This is a genomic window from Actinoplanes sp. GCM10030250, from assembly GCF_042666575.1.
Taxonomy (GTDB): Bacteria; Actinomycetota; Actinomycetes; order Mycobacteriales; family Micromonosporaceae; genus Actinoplanes.
The window spans coordinates 53792-71894 of the sequence record NZ_JBHTDO010000025.1 but is presented as its reverse complement, the minus strand read 5'-3'; the positions used below and the strand labels follow the sequence as shown (position 1 = coordinate 71894).

The 18103-nt window shown below is 69.2% G+C and carries 17 protein-coding genes; 6 read left to right on the top strand and 11 right to left on the bottom strand.

Annotation, left to right across the window (positions count from 1 at the left end; translation table 11 throughout):
• Window positions 1-23: 23 nt before the first annotated feature.
• Window positions 24-1757 carry a cellulase family glycosylhydrolase gene (locus ACFQV6_RS28260; protein WP_378030633.1) on the bottom strand — a complete coding sequence of 578 codons (1734 nt, stop codon included), beginning with the start codon at window positions 1755-1757 and terminating at the stop codon, window positions 24-26.
• A gap of 702 nt (window positions 1758-2459) precedes the next feature.
• Between ACFQV6_RS28260 and ACFQV6_RS28255 the strand changes: the two genes are divergently transcribed.
• The gene (locus ACFQV6_RS28255) at window positions 2460-3014 is read left to right on the top strand and encodes a hypothetical protein (RefSeq protein ID WP_378030632.1); all 555 of its coding nucleotides are present in this window, start codon (window positions 2460-2462) and stop codon (window positions 3012-3014) included.
• Window positions 3015-3019: 5 nt separating this feature from the next.
• Here the strand turns inward: ACFQV6_RS28255 and ACFQV6_RS28250 are convergent, their stop codons facing one another.
• From ACFQV6_RS28250 to ACFQV6_RS28240, 3 genes are read right to left on the bottom strand one after another with little or no spacing between them, the layout of a single operon-like run.
• On the bottom strand, window positions 3020-3631 hold the full coding sequence (locus ACFQV6_RS28250) for a GNAT family N-acetyltransferase (RefSeq protein WP_378030631.1): 612 nt from the start codon (window positions 3629-3631) through the stop codon (window positions 3020-3022).
• A 10-nt stretch (window positions 3632-3641) separates the two neighbouring features.
• On the bottom strand, window positions 3642-5249 hold the full coding sequence (locus ACFQV6_RS28245; RefSeq protein WP_378030630.1) for an APC family permease: 1608 nt from the start codon (window positions 5247-5249) through the stop codon (window positions 3642-3644).
• Window positions 5246-5887, bottom strand: a complete 642-nt coding sequence (locus ACFQV6_RS28240; RefSeq protein WP_378030629.1) for a GPP34 family phosphoprotein — start codon at window positions 5885-5887, stop codon at window positions 5246-5248. Before ACFQV6_RS28240 ends, ACFQV6_RS28245 begins: the two co-directional genes overlap by 4 nt.
• 257 nt (window positions 5888-6144) lie before the next feature.
• Between ACFQV6_RS28240 and ACFQV6_RS28235 the strand changes: the two genes are divergently transcribed.
• Window positions 6145-6993 carry a helix-turn-helix domain-containing protein gene (locus ACFQV6_RS28235; protein ID WP_378030628.1) on the top strand — a complete coding sequence of 283 codons (849 nt, stop codon included), beginning with the start codon at window positions 6145-6147 and terminating at the stop codon, window positions 6991-6993.
• A 40-nt stretch (window positions 6994-7033) separates the two neighbouring features.
• The gene (locus ACFQV6_RS28230) at window positions 7034-7249 is read left to right on the top strand and encodes a DUF397 domain-containing protein (protein ID WP_378030716.1); all 216 of its coding nucleotides are present in this window, start codon (window positions 7034-7036) and stop codon (window positions 7247-7249) included.
• A gap of 305 nt (window positions 7250-7554) precedes the next feature.
• Here ACFQV6_RS28230 and ACFQV6_RS28225 read toward each other — a convergent pair whose 3' ends face one another.
• Window positions 7555-8352, bottom strand: coding sequence for a hypothetical protein (locus ACFQV6_RS28225; protein WP_378030627.1), 798 nt, complete (start codon window positions 8350-8352; stop codon window positions 7555-7557).
• 84 nt (window positions 8353-8436) lie between these two features.
• Window positions 8437-8745 (bottom strand): hypothetical protein, encoded by a 309-nt coding sequence (locus tag ACFQV6_RS28220; RefSeq protein WP_378030626.1) that lies wholly within the window; start codon window positions 8743-8745, stop codon window positions 8437-8439.
• A 215-nt stretch (window positions 8746-8960) separates the two neighbouring features.
• Between ACFQV6_RS28220 and ACFQV6_RS28215 the strand changes: the two genes are divergently transcribed.
• Complete coding sequence (locus ACFQV6_RS28215; protein WP_378030625.1) at window positions 8961-10793, top strand: diguanylate cyclase domain-containing protein; 1833 nt, start codon at window positions 8961-8963, stop codon at window positions 10791-10793.
• A 38-nt stretch (window positions 10794-10831) separates the two neighbouring features.
• Window positions 10832-12019 carry a helix-turn-helix domain-containing protein gene (locus ACFQV6_RS28210; RefSeq protein WP_378030624.1) on the top strand — a complete coding sequence of 396 codons (1188 nt, stop codon included), beginning with the start codon at window positions 10832-10834 and terminating at the stop codon, window positions 12017-12019.
• A gap of 16 nt (window positions 12020-12035) precedes the next feature.
• Here the strand turns inward: ACFQV6_RS28210 and ACFQV6_RS28205 are convergent, their stop codons facing one another.
• The 4 genes from ACFQV6_RS28205 to ACFQV6_RS28190 all read right to left on the bottom strand — a co-directional run bounded on the left by ACFQV6_RS28205 (window position 12036) and on the right by ACFQV6_RS28190 (window position 15524).
• A complete protein-coding gene (locus ACFQV6_RS28205) occupies window positions 12036-12761 on the bottom strand; it encodes an SDR family NAD(P)-dependent oxidoreductase (RefSeq protein ID WP_378030623.1) in 726 nt (241 codons plus the stop codon).
• Window positions 12762-12793: 32 nt separating this feature from the next.
• Window positions 12794-13612: a helix-turn-helix transcriptional regulator gene (locus tag ACFQV6_RS28200; RefSeq protein WP_378030715.1), complete on the bottom strand. Its 819-nt coding sequence runs from the start codon at window positions 13610-13612 to the stop codon at window positions 12794-12796.
• A gap of 115 nt (window positions 13613-13727) precedes the next feature.
• A complete protein-coding gene (locus ACFQV6_RS28195) occupies window positions 13728-14162 on the bottom strand; it encodes an FIMAH domain-containing protein (RefSeq protein WP_378030622.1) in 435 nt (144 codons plus the stop codon).
• A 162-nt stretch (window positions 14163-14324) separates the two neighbouring features.
• Entirely contained in the window at window positions 14325-15524 is a 1200-nt protein-coding gene (locus ACFQV6_RS28190) for a cytochrome P450 (protein ID WP_378030621.1), read from the bottom strand.
• 356 nt (window positions 15525-15880) lie between these two features.
• Between ACFQV6_RS28190 and ACFQV6_RS28185 the strand changes: the two genes are divergently transcribed.
• Complete coding sequence (locus ACFQV6_RS28185) at window positions 15881-17401, top strand: sulfatase (protein ID WP_378030620.1); 1521 nt, start codon at window positions 15881-15883, stop codon at window positions 17399-17401.
• On the opposite strand, the gene ACFQV6_RS28180 is transcribed toward ACFQV6_RS28185, so the two are convergent.
• Entirely contained in the window at window positions 17394-18041 is a 648-nt protein-coding gene (locus ACFQV6_RS28180; RefSeq protein WP_378030619.1) for an NADPH-dependent FMN reductase, read from the bottom strand. The two genes, ACFQV6_RS28185 and ACFQV6_RS28180, sit on opposite strands and share 8 nt — an antisense overlap.
• Between the last annotated feature and the right edge of the window lie 62 nt (window positions 18042-18103).

Here is an 18103-nt window from a genome sequence, read left to right as displayed (position 1 = left end):
CGCCGGCATCGGAGGGGCCGTTGTCAGCCGGCGAGCGTGCCGGTGACCTCGGTTCCGGTACGGGTGACCTGGTACGTCAGGATCGCGCCGCTCCAGAAGTAGAACTTCAGCGTGACCGGCGCCCCGTCGGTGACCTCGGCGAAGAACTCCGGCGTCAGCCTGATGACCCCGGCCGCCTGGTCCGGGGTGAACGCCCTGTCGAACTCCTTGTACGGGGTCCAGTTGTGCGGTCCGGCGTTGCTGCCGTCGGCGTAGGTGGCCGTCATCGTGGCGAGACGGTCGCCGTTGAAGGCGGTCGGGATCGCGTACGCCGCGGTGGTGCCGGTGACCGCGGAGAGCGCCGGGGTGTCGTAGCTGACGACGTCGAGACGCCAGGGAACCCCGCGAGAGAACCGCAGGGACAGCGAGGTGCTCACGCCGTACCCCTGCTTCTGGGTCAGTCGGGTGAGCAACCCGGCAGTGAGCGTGAGTTGATCGCCGGAGACGGTGTAGTCGGGTCCGCGGCGCAGCGTGGTGCTGCCGAGGCGGACGTGGGTGAAGCCGGTGCCGTTGAGGTTCAGGGTGATCGTCTGCGCGGTGACCGGTGCGGACCGGCGCACGAAGACGAGGTCGCTGGAGGCGGTGCCGGAGCGGGTCCGCCAGCTCGAGCTGATCTGCCCGAAGAGCTCGGTGTCCCGCCAGACCAGCGCGGCACGGTCGAAGTGCTGCCCGTTGTCCCACAGCATGGTGGTGATCCCGCGTGCCCGGGCCTGCGCACCGAACAGCTCGAAGAACTTGAGCTTCTCACCCTGTTCGATGGTGCCGGTGTGCCTGTCGAAGCCGAGCAGGCCGTACTCGCCGATGATCACCGGGATGCCCTTGGCGACGAAGGCGGCGTGCACCCGCGCGAAGGTGTCCAGGACATCCTGCTGCGCGGTCGCGTCGAAGCGGTAGCCACCGGCGACGTTGACGCTGAACGGCCAGTACCCGTAGTAGTGCACAGTCGCGATCAGGTTCGGATCGCCGAGCGCCGCGAAGGTGGCGGTGAGCGCGTCCAGATGCACCTGGTCGGACGAGGTGTGCAGGGTGGGCAGCACGAGCAGGCGCTTGGTGTTGCCGCCGCCGGTGCCGCGCACGATCCGGTGGAAGGACGTGTTCAGCTCGGCGAGCAGGGCGGCCGGGTCACCGCCGGTGAACTGCGGCTCGTTGACGCTCTCCAGGACCAGCCGCGGCGAGGCGTCCCGGAACGCGCCGGCCACCTGCGTCCAGATCGCGTTGTAGCGGGCCAGCACGGTGTCGTGCTCGGCCGGCATGGTGTTGATCCACTGCCATGAGTCGTGGTGGATGTTGAGCATCACGTAGAAGCCGTCGTCGAGTGCCCAGCCGACGACCTCCCTGACCCGGTTCAGGTATGCCGGGTCGATCGTGTAGTCCGGCGCCGGGCCCTGGTGCTGTCCCCAGGTGACCGGGATGCGGATGCTCTTGTAGCCCTGGGCGCGGATGCCGTCGAGCAGTTCGGGGGTGACACGCGGGTTGCCCCACGACGTCTCGTCGTCCCCGGTCGAGTCGAACGTGTTGCCGAGATTCCAGCCGGGCTGCATGGCGGCGGCCGCCTGCGCGGGGCTCCGCCCGGCTTCCCGAGCGGCGGCGGCCTGTGCTCCGGCGTGCACCGTTTCGCGGGCGGCGGCCGGTGCTCCGCCGGCGCTGGTGAGGCCGATTCCGGTGATCAGGGCGAGGACGAGGCCGACGCTTCGCCACCTGCCGAGTTGACGCGACATGACGCTCCTGACGAGGACGCGTGGATGCGGGAGGGCAAGATATGGGAGCGCTCCCGCTCTGATCTCGGCAGATTATGTTTGGAGGTCAAACTATGTCAATCAATGTCCCGCCCCGACCGGTCAGCCCAGCACGGGTAGCCGCACACGTTGACGCTGCCGCGCGCCAACCACCGCCGGCGACGCCCGCACACCGTGCCGCGTTGCACCGCACCGTGATCTCGCGGCAACAGGGTGGGCGTGGCGACGGGCCATCCGGGCGAGCAGGGGATGCTGATCTCGCTGGGATGGCCCGCGGTGCCTGGCCGGCACAGTGCCCCGTCGCGTCGTCGAAGGGTGAGCTCGCGCCGTAATTCCGATAGGCGAACGCACGATGTCCATAGCACAAAGGCCAGTACTCGGTGCATTCTGCAGGAAGGCTGACTCACGGAATACTGCGCTTTCCATAAACCGATTCCAGCAGGCTCGCCTCGAATTGCCGACGGAGACTCGGACGGGTACTCTCCGGCCTCTAAGCTGCAACTTTGCAAGTTGCAAGGGGGTTTTGTACGTATGGCTCCCTCCAAACTGGAATTGGCACATCCAATTGGCGAACACGCATTGTCGTGGACCTATTGCTCTTCGTACTCTGATGGTCAACTGTCATCGATCCACTGAGTACGCTGAAGCGGGCAGCTTTGCCGAGCGCCCGCGGGGAGGGCAGCCATGCTTGTCAAAGTCCTCGACAAGATCACCGACGACGAGATGCACAAGGCCGCATGGGAGCTCTACGAGCGAGCACTCGGAGAGATGCGCTCCCTAGCTGTACAACGCCACCTCATGTACCAGTCGGAGTTCGACGAGGTCATGCTGGACCAGCGGATCGAGAAGTACCTCTGTTACAACGACGAGGGAGACCTCTGCGGGCTCGCCACGTTCAGCAACGACCTCTTCGCGATGCCGCTCGTCTCCCCCGAGTACTTCGAACGCCGCTGGCCGGAGCTCTACCGGCAGCACCGCATCTGGTACGCGGGTTTCGTCGCGGTCGATCGCGATTCTCGCTCCTCCCGGGCACTGCTCGATCTGATGGAGGCGATGTACAACACCGCGTCGAGCCAGAACGGCATCATCGCCCTCGACTTCTGCCGTCACAACGACATGAAGCGCAACATGGGCCGGGCCACCGAGCGGATCCTCCGCCGGTTCGCCGGCGGCGTGATGCGCGCCGAGCGAATGGACGAGGAGCAGTTCTGGTCCTACGAGTTCCCGGAAGCTGCCTGAGACGGTCAGACCATAGGCGCCCTCCACATCGCCCAGAGCGGCGGCCCGTCGGGTAGGTCGATCACGGACCGGACCTGATATCCGTGCCGCAGGTAAAGGTCGCGGTTACGCGGGTGGTTCGCCTCGAGGTAGGCGGGGATCCCGGCACGGTCGAGCCTGGCGTGGTGACGCTCGAGCAGCGCGGCCCCGAGTCCGCGGTTCTGCCGGCTCGGGCGCACGGCCAGGAAAGCCAGGTAGTGGTGGGGTTCCAGCGGATGGGTAGCGTCCAGCGCGGCATCCAGCTGCTGGACCCTGTCCACCGCACCCTCGGCGGCTTCCTTGATCCGGCGGTCGTAGTCGAACGGCGGCGGGATCATCGAGGTCAGGGGGAACCAGAGCGCGACGCCTGCCATCCGCCCGGTCTCGTCGGCTGTTCCGTAGACCTCTCCGTACTGCACCGCGTGCTCGACGAAGATCTCGAAATACCGGGGCGCGTTGCGTCGCCGCGACATCGGATCCGGGTGCAGCCATCGCGCCACCGGCCCGTCCCACATCGCGTCGGCCACCAGCTCGGTGATCTCCGCGGTGTCGAGCGGCGACACATGCCTGACGACCAGCTCCTGAATGGCGTACGTCATTGACCTGTCCCTACCTGATCGACTGCTGCATGGGGTTGTTGACTGTCACGGCGGCGTGCGAGTGCGGGCGGTTGATCATCGCGACGTCGAGAATGGCCCGTCCGTCGCCACCTCGCCCGATCAGGGCGTACGCCTGCGGCCGGGTGCGCCGCATGATGAGGGCCCAGACGGCTCCGAGTAGGGCGCAGATCAGGTAGCCGACCGGGAAGACCCACCTGAACGCTGATCCCTCCGGAACCTGAAGGATGTCGCCGAGACCGATGATCGTGGCGTCGAGGACGACGCTGAGCAGGAAGAACGCGATGATCGGCGCGACCATCGAGCGCCACACGTTCTCCCGGCCGGGGTTGCGGAGGAAGAACGCGACCACCGCGGCGGAGGCGCTCCACATGAGAATCAGGACGCCGAGGCCGCCGATCGTGGTGAGCCAGGCGAACAGGTACACCAGCGGGTCCTGGTCGATGACCGCGTAGAGCAGGATCACCGCCAGGGACAGGACGCTCTGCGCGATGGAGCCGGTCACGGGTGCGCCGGTCCGCGGGTGCGTGTAGCCCCAGATCCTGGGCAGCACGCCCTCGCGGCCGAGCGCGAACTGGTAGCGCGCGACGGCGGCGTGGAAGGCGAGCAGGGCGGCGAAGATACTGGTCATGAAGAGCAGGTAGCCGATGCTGATCAGGATCTCCGGCACATGGGGACTGACCAGGGTGAAGACCAGGTCCGTCTTCTCCTCCTTGGCCACCGCGACGATCCGGTCGGGGCCGGTGCTGACGGACATCGCCCAGGCAGAGAGGCCGAGGAGCAGGCCGGCCAGGATGACCGAGAGGTGGGTGGCCCGTGCGACTGTCCGGCGCGGGTCCTTGGCCTCCTCGGAGAGGACCACTGTGGCCTCGAAACCGACGAACCCGGCGATGGCCAGCACCATCATGGCCGCCACCTCGGGGGTGAGCAGCTGGACCGGTTCGAGCGTCGCGAAGCTGATCGAGCCGCCGGCCGGGTTGGCCACCATGATGAAGTCGTAGATCAGGACCACGGCGACCTCGGCGGCGAGCAGCACGCCGAGCACCTTGCCGCTGAGGTCCACCCAGAGCATGCCGAGCACCGCCACCAGGGCCCACGCGACGAGCGCGCAGATCACCCAGGACGCGGTCACGCCGAACGCCTCCAGCACACCCGAGGCGACCACCCCGAAGAGCCCGAACAGGCCGATCTGCATCATCGCGTAGGCGGGCAGCGCCACGAACGCCGCTGCCACACCGAGCTGACGACCAAAACCATGCGTGATGTACGAGTAGAAGGCTCCTGAGTTGACGATGTGCCGGCTCATCGCCACGAATCCGACGGTGAAGATCGACAGGATCGCGGCGACAACGAGGTAGACGATCGGGGCGGCGGTCTGGCCGATGACGGCGTAGACGGTGGAGATACCGCCGATGACCACGGTCAGCGGCGCCGCACCGGCGACACCGAAGAAGACGACCGACGAGACACCGAGACGGTTGCTGGCCAGCGCACGCGAGATGAGGTCGGGCTCGGCGGCCCGCCGGCGCTCGAGGAGCACCCGCTCGGCCCACTGATCGACATTGTCGCGGCGACGTTGGTGGCGGCCGACCGGACTCACCGCCGACCGACGGCGAGAGCGGAGCCCACCGCGGACTCGGTGCACTCGACCAGCTCGCGCAGATCGTCCGGCAGGGAGGCGATCATGCTGGGCAGAGCGTGGTAGATGTGCGGGTACATCTCGAAGCCGTACATGACGTGGCGGGTGAGGCCGGTGGCGACCACCAGGCCGACGAGCATGCGGTCGGTGACGTTCAGCTCCATCCCCCGCACCAGCATGTTGGCGACGCGGGTGGAGGCCCAGGCCGCGGCGTTGCGCTGGCGTGCCGAGTTGGGCATGTAGAGGGTCTGCGTGGTGCCGAGCATGCGGCGCTTGGTGACCAGCTCGACGGCGCCGACGCGCATCAGCCGCTCGGCCACTCGTAATGCGGCATCCTGTGACAGGAAAGCGAGCCAGGTGTGCACGTCGCGATGTTGTTGCTGGGCACAGAGCAGGTCGAGGATGTCGTGCTCGAGTGCGTCCCGAGGCGGGCGCTGATCGATTATGAAGAGCTCTCCGTCGTCGATGCCGATACGGCCCTCGAGGACCAGCTCGGCCAGTAATGCGGCGGCCAGTCCCAAGCCGGTCGCACGAGGGTGCAACCGGGACCGGCCGGTGCGGTCCTCGTGTGCGATCAGGTAATACTGGTCAGCCAACACTCCGCCCACGCCCCTTAGACACGACGCAAGTTCCAATGATCATTTTTCCAAATGTTGGAAACAAGACAGAACTCGATGTCTGCAGCATCATGTACCCAACATCAAGGTCAATACAAGAAGTACTAGACTTCTTATTCAGGCCCCGCAGTGCCTTCCCCGCCATTTCCGATCATGAAGAAAGCGATCATGAATGGGGACTACGGGATCACCGCTAGCCGGTCGTAATATCGACTTCATCAGGACCATAGGGAGTCCAGGTGTCCGATATCGAGGGTCCGACGCTCCGACGCCGCCGGCTGGGTGCGGAGCTCAAACGATGCCGTGAGGCGGCCGGCCTCACCCAGCAGGACGTGTCCCGGCATTTCGAGTGGCACGCCGCCAAGGTGACGCGGATCGAGACTGCCCGGGTCGCGGTGACCCCGCGCGACGTGCGCGACCTGCTCACCCTCTACAACGTGCGTGACCAGGGATATCGCGAGGCGCTCGTGGAGCTGGCGCGGCTGTCGCGCGAGCGCACCTGGTGGACCGATTACCGCGACATCCTGCGCCCCGGCAACTTCGTCGGCCTGGAGGCGGCGGCGTCGTCCATGCGCGCCTGGGAACCGGTCGTCGTCCCGGGGCTGCTGCAGACCGAGGCGTACATGCGGGCACTGATCAAGACCGGTCGCCCGACCGATCCTGAGCATCACATCGACAGGCGGGTCTCCCTGCGCCTGACCAGGCAGAGCCGGCTGGGCGGGGATCGGCCACTGGAGCTTTCCGCAATCATGGACGAGTCAGTCGTCCGCCGCGTCGTCGGCGGAGAGACCGTCATGAAGGAACAACTCGATCGCCTGATCGACGTAGCTAGATTACCGAATGTAACGCTGCAGATCATGCCCTTCAGCGCCGGTGAACATCTGTTCCTCAGCGGCTCAGCAGCCCTTTTGGAGTTCAGGGAGACCACCCATTTGGATGTTGTCTACCTCGAAGGCGTTGCGGGAGACTACTACGAAGAGCAACCAAATGAGGTTGCCCGGTACCGAGAGGAGTTCGAGCGATTGAGTGCGAAGGCGCTCGACCATCGGACTACGATAAAGATGATCGAGAGTCTGCTCGTCGCGTAGCACTCCCGAGACAATCTCATATCGAAGGGAGGTGCTCGATTTGTTCGCGCACCAACTCGACGGTGCCGTCTGGAAAAAGGGCAGTCGCAGTAACGGCAGCGGCGGTAGCAACTGCGTCGAGGTTGCCATCCTCGACAAGGGAATCGCCGTCCGTGACAGCAAAAACCGGACGGGCCCAGCTCTCATGTTCACGCAGGCGGAGTGGACCGCTTTCGTGGACTCAGCCAAGGACGGCGAATTCGACATCGTTTCGTAGGAGCCTACCGATAGCCGCGCACCGATGGAAGTGCTGAAAAACAATCGGAACTTCCGCGATGTGCGACTCGAGGGTGCTACGACGCCCCTGTCCGGGACGTCGTAGCACCGGCAGAGGCCCTGCCGTCATCGCGCGGCAGGGCTCTCGGCCACATGATGAGGATCGGCCACGAACACCACCAGCGCGTGATCACACACGCACGCCCAGCAACGCCGGCGACGGTTCACCGCGCTCACGCCGGCCCCTACCGGCGACGTGTGCCGACGAATACCGGCGGCGGCCTCCCACGGCCGTGTCGGTGACTCTCAGCCGACCATCACGTGACCGGTAGCGATCACTCGGCGAACACCGGCCGCGGCGGCACCGGACCCGGCCGGGAGCAGGTTTCGCACCGCGGCCGCCCGGCCCCGCGCCTCCGCAGCCTCGCGGTACAGGCTGTCCCGGCTGCGACGGGCCAGCTGTACGTCGTGCCAGGCCACCCCCTCGGCAGCCACCGCCTCCCGGTGCAGCCGCTCCAGGTGAGCGGCACTCGCCCGGTGAACGGCCAGCTCCTGCTCGACCGGGTGCAGCCGTGCGTCCCAGCCGCCCCCGCCGCTCAGCGCGTCGGACAGCGCGTCGGCGGGCAACTCCCCACGAGCAGCGGCTTCACCGACCATTCGGTGCAGGAAGCGCTCACGGTCTGCGTACTCCGCGGTGGTCTGTGCCGTGAAAGGCGTGCCGAAGGCCGCCGTGACCCGACTGCGAGCCCAGCGCGCGTCGGCCTCCTGCCAGGATCGCCAGGCCGCGTCGACGCGCTGAGCGGCGGCCTCCCAGTGGTCCTGCCACCGCTGCGCCGCGCATCCCGCCTGGTCGGCCGCGACCCGGACCTCCTCGGCATAGCGCACCACCTGCGCCGCCTCGTCCCGGCGCTGCCGCCGCACGGCTTCCCGTCGCTCCTCACGCCGGCGCAGGAGGGTGATCGAGTCGACGAGCGCACGCCGCGGGTCGTTGACACCGTCCGGGCTGGCCAGGACCACCAGGGCGGGCAGGGTGAGCAGCATCAGAACGACCCAGATCGCGGGCAGCGCGGGTTCGGTGAGCAGCATTTCGGCAAGCATGTTCATGGAAGATTCATCCGCATTCTGGTGGGTTCGCAACTGTCCGGGCACACGTCGACCCGGGACAGCGCGTGGCGCTGCCCTGATGGGTCAGGCGCTGGCGGGAGGTGCGCGGGAGGCGGAGACGCGGGCGGTGAGCTGCGCGCGGAGGGCGCGCACCGCGTCCGGGACCGGCCGGCCGGTGGCTGAGGCCACAGGTTCAGGAGCCGGGGTACGGACGGACGTGCCGGAGGCCTCGACCGGGGCCGCCCGATGCATCGCGGCGGCGTGGGAGGCACTGGATCCGGCGGGCGCGGCAGGCTGCACAGATGAGACCGGTGCCGCGAAGAAGGCGAACAGGAGCGCCAGGAGAACGGGCAACGACCGGAGCGCGCTGCTGCGGCTGGCGGTCGTTGTCACGCTCTAAAACTACCCATAAGCTCCCAAAACACGCGCTACGCCACACCGGTGCAGGATCAACTCGCGTACGCGAATCGGATGATCCTCGCGGCTCTCGGCCATGCCGAAGGCCCGGCGGTCCACGCTCTCCCTACCGGATCGCTCACTTCCGCGGCGGACCCGCCGATGGGCAGATTCGACCGGAGGCCATCCGGTGCGGCCAGACGGGAGCGCTCATGCGAATGCCAACCGGGGCGAAAGATCCGGTTCTGCTGGCACTCGTGGCACTGTGCCTGCTGATCGTGCCGTGGTTCCTGGTCGGCCCGGGCGGCTCGATCACGTCCTGGGTCATCCAGGCCGGCGTCGACATCCTGGACGTCTACCTCGCCTGGCGGCTCGTCACCCACCCCCGCACGACCGTCGCCGGGCGCCGGTTCTGGCGGGTGGTGATGGTCGGCTGCGTCGCCTGCGCGATCGGCGACTCGTATCAGACCGCCCTGCTGATCGCCCGGCCCGGCACCACCGGGACGAGCCTGGTGCAGACCGGCTTCGTGATCGCCGGCATGGCCACCGTGGTCGTGGCGACCCTGCGGCATCCGCTCGGCGGCGCCGGCCGGCAGCGTCTGCGGCTCTGGTTCGACGCCGCAACGGTGCTCACCGGCGTCACGGTCTTCCTCTGGTACTTCCTGCTGGCCGGCGAGCTGAGCGGCCGGCAGGCCGCCGACCGGTGGGGCGCCGCCGCCACCGCGTCGGTCATGCTGCTCATCACGTTCGGCGTACTCAAGCTGATCCTCAGCGGTACCGCGCCGTTCACCCGCAGCGCCGGTGTGACCGGCAGCCTCGGTGTGGCCGGAACCGCGCTGGCCGCACCGCTGGCCACCGGGCTGTTCGGCGACCCGGGGCCCGGGGTGATGTTCGTGGTCCAGCTGCTGCCCTGCGTGCTGCTGGCCTTCGCGCTGCGCCTTCAGCAGATCCAGCAGCCCCGCCTGGCCGAGCGGCAGAGCGGGGAACCCGGGCCGCGGTCGAGCCGGATGCCGTACCTGGCGGTGATCGCCACCCAGCTGCTGCTCGTGGTCTCGCTCCGGGACGGCCGGATCGACCTGCGGGTCTGGGGTGTCGCGATCGGCGCCGCCGCGATCACCGCGCTGGTGCTGGGCCGGCAGGTCGCGGCACTGCGCGACAACGAGCGGCTGCTCGGCGAGCTGGACGAGCAGAAGGACCGGTTCCGCGCGCTCGTGCAGCACACCTCCGACCTGACGCTGGTGGTCGACGGCACCGGCGTGATCAATTACGCGAGCCCGGCGGCCGAGCGGGTGCTCGGGCTGCCGGCATCGGAGCTGCTCGACACCTCGTTGATCGAACGTACGCACCTGGACGACACCCACGAGCTGGAGGTGCTCACCGCGAAGCTGCGCGCGAACCCGGGCCGGGGCATCAGCACCCAGCTGCGGTGGCGGCACGCCGACGGCTCGTACCGGTGGCTCGACATCGTCATCACCGACCTGCGGCACAACCCGAGAGTCGGCGGCCTGGTGCTCAACGCCCGCGACGCCACCGAGGCCCGTGCCCTGCACGACGAGCTCCAGCGGCAGGCCACCCACGACGCGCTCACCGGCCTGGCCAACCGGGTGCTGCTGCACCGGCGCCTGGCCCAGGAGGACGCCGAGGTCAGCATGCTGCTGATCGACCTCGACGGCTTCAAGGAGATCAACGACCAGCACGGGCACCACACCGGTGACGAGGTGCTCAGGACGGTCGCCGGACGGCTCAGCGGGCTGCTGGGATCGGGCGAGATGGTCGCGCGGCTGGGTGGCGACGAGTTCGCCGTACTGCTGCCCGGCACCGACGTGGTGGCTGCCTCCGAGCTGGCCGAGCACATCGGCGTGATGCTGTCCGAGCCGATGCTGATCGCGGACCTGTGGCTGGCGGTGGGCGCCAGCATCGGTGTCGCCGCCGGTGAGCCCGGTGACGGTGACGGCCTGCTGCGGGAGGCCGACACCGCGATGTACCGGCGCAAGAACCAGCGCAAGGCACGACGCCAGGAAGCCGCCGAGCCCGCCTCGACGTGATTCCCATCGATGCCGAGTCCTGTTACCTTGCGGTAACAATGGAACTCGGGGCGGACGCGACCCCGCGAGCGGCGACGATCACCTCCTCTGCGCTCGCGGCGCTGGTCCACGGGCTGGCCACGGACGTGCGGCTGGTCGACGACGTGGTCGCCGCGGCCCGGGCGCAGTCGCCGGAGGCCGCCCGGCTGCCGCGGGAGGAGAGCCGCAGGCACGTCGCCGCACTGATCCAGGCGGGCTGCCGGGAGTTCCTGGGCTCGGGCGAACCCGGCGACGGCGACTTCAGCGAGGCGATGCGGTTCGGCGCGGAGGGTGCGGCGCTGGGCGTACCGGTGGCGGCCCTGCTCTCCGGCGCGCACGCCGGGCGCAGCCGGATCCTGGAGATCGCGATCAGCCGGGGGCGGACCGCCGGGCTGCCCGACGACGTGATGCTGCACGGCCTGCTGCGCCTCGACCGGTACGGCAACGCCCTCGAACGGCACGTCCTGGACGGGTACCGGGCGGCCGAGCGGCACCTGAACACCGATCGTCGCGCGGCCCGCATCCGGTTGCTGCGCCACCTTCTCCTGGGTGAGGAGAGCAGCGGCGAGGACTTCGGGCAGTTCGGGCTCTCCGCCGAGGGCCGGTATCACTGCGCTGTCTCCGACGCCGCCGATCCGGGCCGGGTACGCGAGCTGGAGCAGGCGTTCGCCAGGTGCGGCGGTGTGCTGGCACCGGTCGGCGGACGGTTGAGCGGCGTGACTCCGCGACTGCCCGGTTTCGGCGGGCCGGCGCCGGCGTTGATCGTGACCACTCCTGTCGTACCCCTGCATCAAGCTGTTGAGGCGCACCGCCTCGCTCAGACCGCGTTGCTCGCAGCTCGCGAACGCGGCGCAACGGGTCTGCACAGCGTGATCGATCTTGCCGGCGAGAGTGCGCTGGACGGTCAGCCGATGCTCGCCGGTTTCCTGCGCGACGGCCTGCTGGCGGCACTGGATCCGGGCGACGAGTTCCATCGCGACCTGGTGTGCACCGCGCTGTCCTATCTGGACCGGGGACAGCGGCTGGACCGGACCGCGGAGTCGTTGCACCTGCACCCGAACACGGTGCGATATCGGCTGCGCCGGTTGCGGGAGCTCACCGGGTTCGGGGAGGACGACGCGCAGCTCACCGTGCTGGAGACGATGCGCTGGTGGTGGGCGCTGCGGACGTGGGCGCGGTCGGCCGGCCTCCTGAAACCGGAACGCTGAGGCCGGCCGGATCACGTCAGAGCAGCATGCCGCCGGAGGCCTCGATGCGCTGGCCGGTGATCCATCCGGTGCCGTCGCCGAGCAGTGCCGTGATCACGCCGGCGATCTCGGCCGGCTCGGCCACCCGGCCCAGCGCGGTGACGCTGCCGATGTGCGCCCGGACCTGCTCGTTGTCGCGGAGCGAACCGCCGCCGAACTCGGTGGCGGCCGGTCCCGGCGCGACCACGTTCGCGGTGATGCCGCGCGGGCCGACCTCCTTCGCCAGGTAGCGGGTGAACACCTCGACGGCGCCCTTCATCGCGGCGTAGGCAGCGTAGACACCCTCGCCGGTGAAGCGGGCCAGGCCGGTGGAGAGGTTGACGATCCGGCCGCCGTCGGCGATCAGCGGCAGCAGCCTCTGCGTCAGGAAGAACATGCCGCGCCAGTGCACGTCGAGCATCTCGTCGAACGCCTCGACCGGGGTTTCCGCGATCGAGCCGGCCCGGCCGACGCCCGCGTTGTTGACCAAGAAGTCGAAGTCGGTACGGCCGAAGCGGTCGGCGAGCACCCGCCGCAACTCGGTGACGAACGCGTCGTAGGAGTCGAGGTCGCCGACGACGAGCGGCAGTGCCACCGCGTCGATCTTCTCGCCGGGGTCGCCGCGGTAGGTGTAGATCACCTCGACGCCGGCATCGATCAGCGCGAGCGCGGTGGCCCGGCCGAGTCCGCGGTTGCCACCGGTGATCAGGGCGATTTTGGACATGGTGGTGCCTTCCTTCGGGATTCGGGGTTTTTCTAGGAGACGGCGGCGAGCAGCTGGAGCTTTTCGTAGCTCGCCGAGCCGGGCACCGCGGTGAAGACCAGCAGTGTCTGGAGTTGGTCGGGGTCGAGCAGGTTCTGGCAGTACAGGTCCAGGGCGCCGAGCTCGGCGTGCAGCAGCGTCTTGCGGTCGGTGTGCGTCAGGCCCACCTCGTGCTCCGCCCAGATCGCGGCGAACTCCTCGCTCGCGGCGAGCAGGGCGTCGACGAGCTCACCGGCGCGACCCTGCGGGACAGCCGTGTACGTCTTGCGGAGCTGGGCGGCGAAGATCCGCCCGTGCTTCGGGTGGTGCTCCTCGGGATAGAGGCGCCGGGCATGCGGATCGGTGAACCAGCGGTACCAGGCGCTGCGGGCCAGGCCGGTGTACGACGTCTCGTCACCGACGAGCGCCACCGCCATCCGGGTCTGCAGCAGCGTCTCCCCGTACCGGGAGATGATCATTGCCGGGGTGTCCTCGAGCCGGTCGAGGATCCGCATGATGCCGGGGCTGATGTGGTCGTCGCGCAGCACCCGCTGCGGTGTCGGGTGCCCGCCCAGGCGGAACAGGTGATCCCGCTCCTCCAGACCCAGATGCAGGGCCCGGGCCAGAGCGGCGAGCATCTGCTCGGACGGTGCCGGGCCGCGCTGCTGCTCGATCCGGCCGTAGTAGTCGGCGGACATCCCGGCGAGCGCCGCCACCTCCTCGCGGCGCAGCCCACCGGTACGCCGGCGCGGCCCTCTCGGCAGCCCGACGTCCTCCGGCTGCATCGCCTCGCGGCGGGTGCGGAGGAAGTCCGACAGTTGTGCCCGGTCCATCGTTCCCATCCTCCCTCCCGCCTCGCCTTGCCTTGCCGCTGGGACAAGCTTGGCGCGCCGGGCGGCCGGGATGAAGGCCGAGCTCATCCCCGGACAAAGAGTCCCTGGATGCGGCTCAGTCGTCGCGCTCGGCCGGGATCAGGGCGGTGAGCTGGGTGGCCCCGGCGGCAAGGGCGTCGAAGCCGGCCTGGCTGATGTCGTCGTCCTCGCGCAGGTCGGCCAGTTTCTCGGCGAAATCCTCGAGCTTGCCGGCCGCCTCGTCCGGGTCGCGGTCGAGCCGTTCCGCCAGTTGCTCCAAGCGGCGGTTGAGGGACTTGGCGTCGCCGTCGTCGAGTTCGCCGCGCTGCTCCAGCGCGGTGACGACGGTCATCAGCCCGGCCACCAGGTCGGCGGGCCGGGCCGGCGGAGGTGGTGGTGTCGTCTCGGCCGGGGTCTGCGACGGCTCCGGGGTGGGTGCCTCCGCCGGGGCCTCCTCCGGAACGGCTGACGCACTGACAACCGGCACCGGTGCCGCGACCGGCGGATCCTCGCCGGGAAGCAGCCACACCACGAGCGCCAGCACGAGCAGGCCGGGCGACGGCCGCCGCCACGACGGCCGTGCGACGGTGGTTCGCGGCCCGGTAGACCCCGCGCGGCTCCACCACCGGCAGCTCCGCCGTGATCTCCCGGAGTGGATCTTCGCTAGGGGGCACGGCCGACATCATGCCAGCGCTCAGAGCAGGACCGGAAGCTCTTCGAGGCCACGCAACAGCAGACCCGGGCGCCATCGCATGTCCTCCGCGGGGACGGCCAGGCGCAGGCCGGGGTGGCGGGCGAGCAGGGCGGTGAAGGCGATCTGCGCCTCCAGCCGGGCCAGCGGGGCGCCCAGGCAGTAGTGGATGCCGTGGCCGAACGCCAGGTGCGGGTTCTGCGCCCGGTCGAGGCGCAGCTCGGCGGCGTCCGGGAAACGGTCGTCGTCCCGGTTGGCGGAGAGCAGGACGATCACCACCGGATCGCCGGCGGACACGGTGACACCGCCGATCTCCAGGTCCTCGGTGGCGACGCGGAAGGTGGAGGTCTCGACCGGTCCCTCGTACCGGAGGAACTCCTCGATCGCGGTGGGCAGCAGGGTGAGATCGCCGCGCAGGCGCTCCCACTGCTCGCGCTCGCGCAGCAGGAGGTAGGCACCGTTGCCGATCAGGTTGACAGTGGTCTCGTGGCCGGCGATGAGCAGCAGGAACACCATCGACGACAGCTCCGCCTCGGTGAGCCGGTCCTCCTCGTCACGCACCTGGATCAGGCCGGAGAGCAGGTCGTCGCCGGGGCGGGCGCGGCGCTCGGCGATCTGGGCCAGGATGTAGCCGACCATCTCCCGGATCGCCGGCTCCAGCCGGTCACCGGACTGCGACCCGGCGACGATCACGTTGGACCAGGCACGGAACGCGTCGCGGTCCTCGGCCGGAACGCCGAGCAGCTCACAGATGACCTGGATCGGCAGCGGGAAGGCGAACGCGTCGATCAGGTCCACCCGCTCGCGTCCCTCGACGGCGTCGAGCAGGTCCCGGGTGATCTCCGCGATCCGCGGGCGCAGGCTCTCGATGCGGCGGGCCGTGAAGGCCGCCGACACCAGGCGGCGCAGCCGGGTGTGATCCGGCGGGTCGACGGCCAGCATGTGCCGGGAGAGCACCGACGCCGGGCTCGCCGGCTGGTTCACCACCTGCGAGGAGCCGACCGAGAACGCGGCCTGCTTGGAGAGCCGGGGGTCGGCCAGCGCGCGCCGGGCGTCCTCGTACCGGGTGACCACCCAGGCGGTCAGGCCACTGGGCAGCCGGGTGCGGCGGACCGGGCCGGTGCGGCGCCACTGCGCGTAAACCGGGTGGGGATCCGCCTGAAAGGCGGGATCGGTGAAGTCCACATGCGCGTCCTGGGTCATCGCACCTCCGAGCCGGCGTAACCGGCTTCCGACGATACCTGTCGATGGAATGAGGTGTGGCCCCGCCCGCTTCAGCGCGGGCGCGTGACACCCGCTCGCCGCGGTGAGCGGGGCGGCCGCAGCGGCAGGCGCGGGCGGCGCGGTACAAGGCGGCGCCGGCGGGGCCGCGGCTCCGCGCAGGCGATCATGGCGATGCTCGTCATGCCGGAACTATCCGCCCCTTTTGCCGTTTCGCGGGCGTCGTTGAGGCATTCTTAAAGATCACCTCAAGGGCCGGTAAGCTCGCCGACTACCCTCCTGGAGTCACCCTCTTCTTTTCCGACGCCTCTTCTTTCCGACGGAGCAGCCGCCGCACCATGACCTCTCGCCACAGCCGCACCGCCGGTCTCGTTCTCGCACTCGTGTCACTCCTGGCCACAGCCGCGTGCGGGCCGCAGAACAAGGGCGGGGCCCCGGTGGCGGCGGCGTCACCCGCGCGTACCGAGTCGGCGCCGAAGCCGCCCAACATCGTGTTCGTCCTCACCGACGATCTGTCCGAGAACCTCGTGCGGTACATGCCGAACGTGCAGGCGCTTCAGCGGGAGGGCACCACGTTCACCAACTACACGGTGACCGACTCACTGTGCTGTCCCTCGCGTGCCTCGATCCTCAAAGGACAGTTCCCGCACAACACCGGGATCTTCAAGAACCACGGGTCGGACGGCGGGTTCCAGCTCTTCCACAGCCGGGGCGAGGAGAACTCGACCTTCGCCACCGACCTGCAGGCCGCCGGGTACCGGACCGCGTTCCTCGGCAAATATCTGAACGAGTACCACGCCAAGAAACCGCAGGGCATCGGTACGCCGTACGTGCCGCCGGGCTGGGACATGTGGGTGGCCGGCGGCAACGCCTACAACAACTTCGACTACCTGCTCAACGAGAACAACGTGGTCCGCAAGTACGGCTCGGCGCCGCAGGACTACCTCACCGACGTGATCTCGGCGAAGGCGTCCGCGTTCATCACGACCTCGGCGGCGGCCGGAGCCCCGTTCATGGTGGAGGTGTCGACGTACGCGCCGCACAGCCCGTACACACCGGCGCCGCAGGACGCGAACGCGTTCCCGGGACTGAAGGCTCCCCGCAACGGTGCCTGGAACAAGCTGCCGGTGGAGGCTCCGCCGTGGCTCAAGCGTGTCCCGATCCTCACGCTGTCCCAGCAGGCCCGGCTGGACGTGGAGTTCCGTAAGCGGGTCCAGTCGATCCAGTCGATCGACCGCATGCTCGGATCGCTGCGGGCCACCCTCTCCAAGGCCGGTGTCGCCGACCGCACCGTCGTGATCTTCAGCTCCGACAACGGCTACCACATGGGCGAGTACCGGCTGCCGTCCGGCAAGCAGACCGCGTTCGACACCGACATCAACGTGCCGCTGGTGGTGGCCGGCCCGGGGATCCGCGCCGGTCGTACCGTCGGTGCGCCCGTGGAGAACATCGACCTGCGCCCCACCTTCGCCGACCTGGCCGGGGCGCAACCGCCGGCCGAGGCGGACGGCCGCAGCATCAAGCCGCTGCTCGAGGGTGGGAACCCGGCGCAGTGGCGTACCGCCTCGCTGATCGAGCACCGCGATCCCGCCACCGATCCGGCGGATCCCGACTACCAGCGGGACAGCCTGAACATTCCGCCCGCGTACGACGCGCTGCGGACAGCGCGGTACACCTACGTGCGGTACGTGGACGGGTCACGGGAGTACTACGACCGCAGGGACGATCCGCTTCAGCTGCGCAATCTGGCCCGTACCCTCGCACCCGCCCGGCTCGCCGAGCTGGACGCCGCCCTGATCGCGCTGACCAAGTGCGCCGGGGCGGACGCCTGCGCCGCGGCCGGACGCGGCATCAGCTGAAATCGCTCGGCCACGACCGGGGCGCCCCGCTCCGGAAGGTGGGCGAACTCTGCCGCTGGATCACCGGGTAGACGCTGGAGTGCGCCTGCCAGGAGGGCTGCGGCCGCGGTTCGGCACCTGCCAGGCCGCGGATCAGGGCCTGCACCATGTCCTGCAGCGCCACGTGCAGCCGGTCGTCGGTGACCAGGCCGTCGCCGTCCACGGCGCTCATCTCCAGCGGGATCCGGATGCAGGCGGGACGCAGCAGGCGGGCGCCGCCGTGCTCGAGCACCGACTCGAGCGACACCCGGGCGCCGTCGTCGCGCTCGGGCCCCACCACGGAGAGCCAGGCGGCCGGTTTGCCGGTCAGTTCACCGCCGTCGACCAGCCAGTCGAGCAGGTTCTTCAGACTGCCGGGCAGCGAACCGGCATACTCCGGAGTGCAGAACAACAGCGCGTCCGCCTGGACGACCTGCTGCCGCAGCGCGGCGACGGCCTCCGGATTCTCCGGGTCCCCGGGTATGAACGCCGGCAGGTGCCGTAGTCCGTCGAAGAGCGTGGTGGTGATTCCCGGTGGGGCATAGCGGGCGGCTGTCCGGAGCGCGGCGGTGTGCAGGGCTCCGTCACGGGTGCTACCCGAGATCAGCAGGACGCGCGTCATGCCGCCGAGGATAGGCCCGGCGGCTGCCTGCGGGCCGGTCCGGTGCCGCCCCGATCGGGTTA

Coding starts and splice junctions, on each gene's coding strand:
- ACFQV6_RS28180 (WP_378030619.1), bottom strand. CDS start 18,041: ATGACGCGCGTCCTGCTGATCTCGGGTAGCACCCGTGACGGAGCCCTG.
- ACFQV6_RS28185 (WP_378030620.1), top strand. CDS start 15,881: ATGACCTCTCGCCACAGCCGCACCGCCGGTCTCGTTCTCGCACTCGTG.
- ACFQV6_RS28205 (WP_378030623.1), bottom strand. CDS start 12,761: ATGTCCAAAATCGCCCTGATCACCGGTGGCAACCGCGGACTCGGCCGG.
- ACFQV6_RS28215 (WP_378030625.1), top strand. CDS start 8,961: ATGCGAATGCCAACCGGGGCGAAAGATCCGGTTCTGCTGGCACTCGTG.
- ACFQV6_RS28250 (WP_378030631.1), bottom strand. CDS start 3,631: ATGACGTACGCCATTCAGGAGCTGGTCGTCAGGCATGTGTCGCCGCTC.
- ACFQV6_RS28255 (WP_378030632.1), top strand. CDS start 2,460: ATGCTTGTCAAAGTCCTCGACAAGATCACCGACGACGAGATGCACAAG.
- ACFQV6_RS28225 (WP_378030627.1), bottom strand. CDS start 8,352: ATGAACATGCTTGCCGAAATGCTGCTCACCGAACCCGCGCTGCCCGCG.
- ACFQV6_RS28260 (WP_378030633.1), bottom strand. CDS start 1,757: ATGTCGCGTCAACTCGGCAGGTGGCGAAGCGTCGGCCTCGTCCTCGCC.
- ACFQV6_RS28200 (WP_378030715.1), bottom strand. CDS start 13,612: ATGGACCGGGCACAACTGTCGGACTTCCTCCGCACCCGCCGCGAGGCG.
- ACFQV6_RS28210 (WP_378030624.1), top strand. CDS start 10,832: ATGGAACTCGGGGCGGACGCGACCCCGCGAGCGGCGACGATCACCTCC.
- ACFQV6_RS28190 (WP_378030621.1), bottom strand. CDS start 15,524: ATGACCCAGGACGCGCATGTGGACTTCACCGATCCCGCCTTTCAGGCG.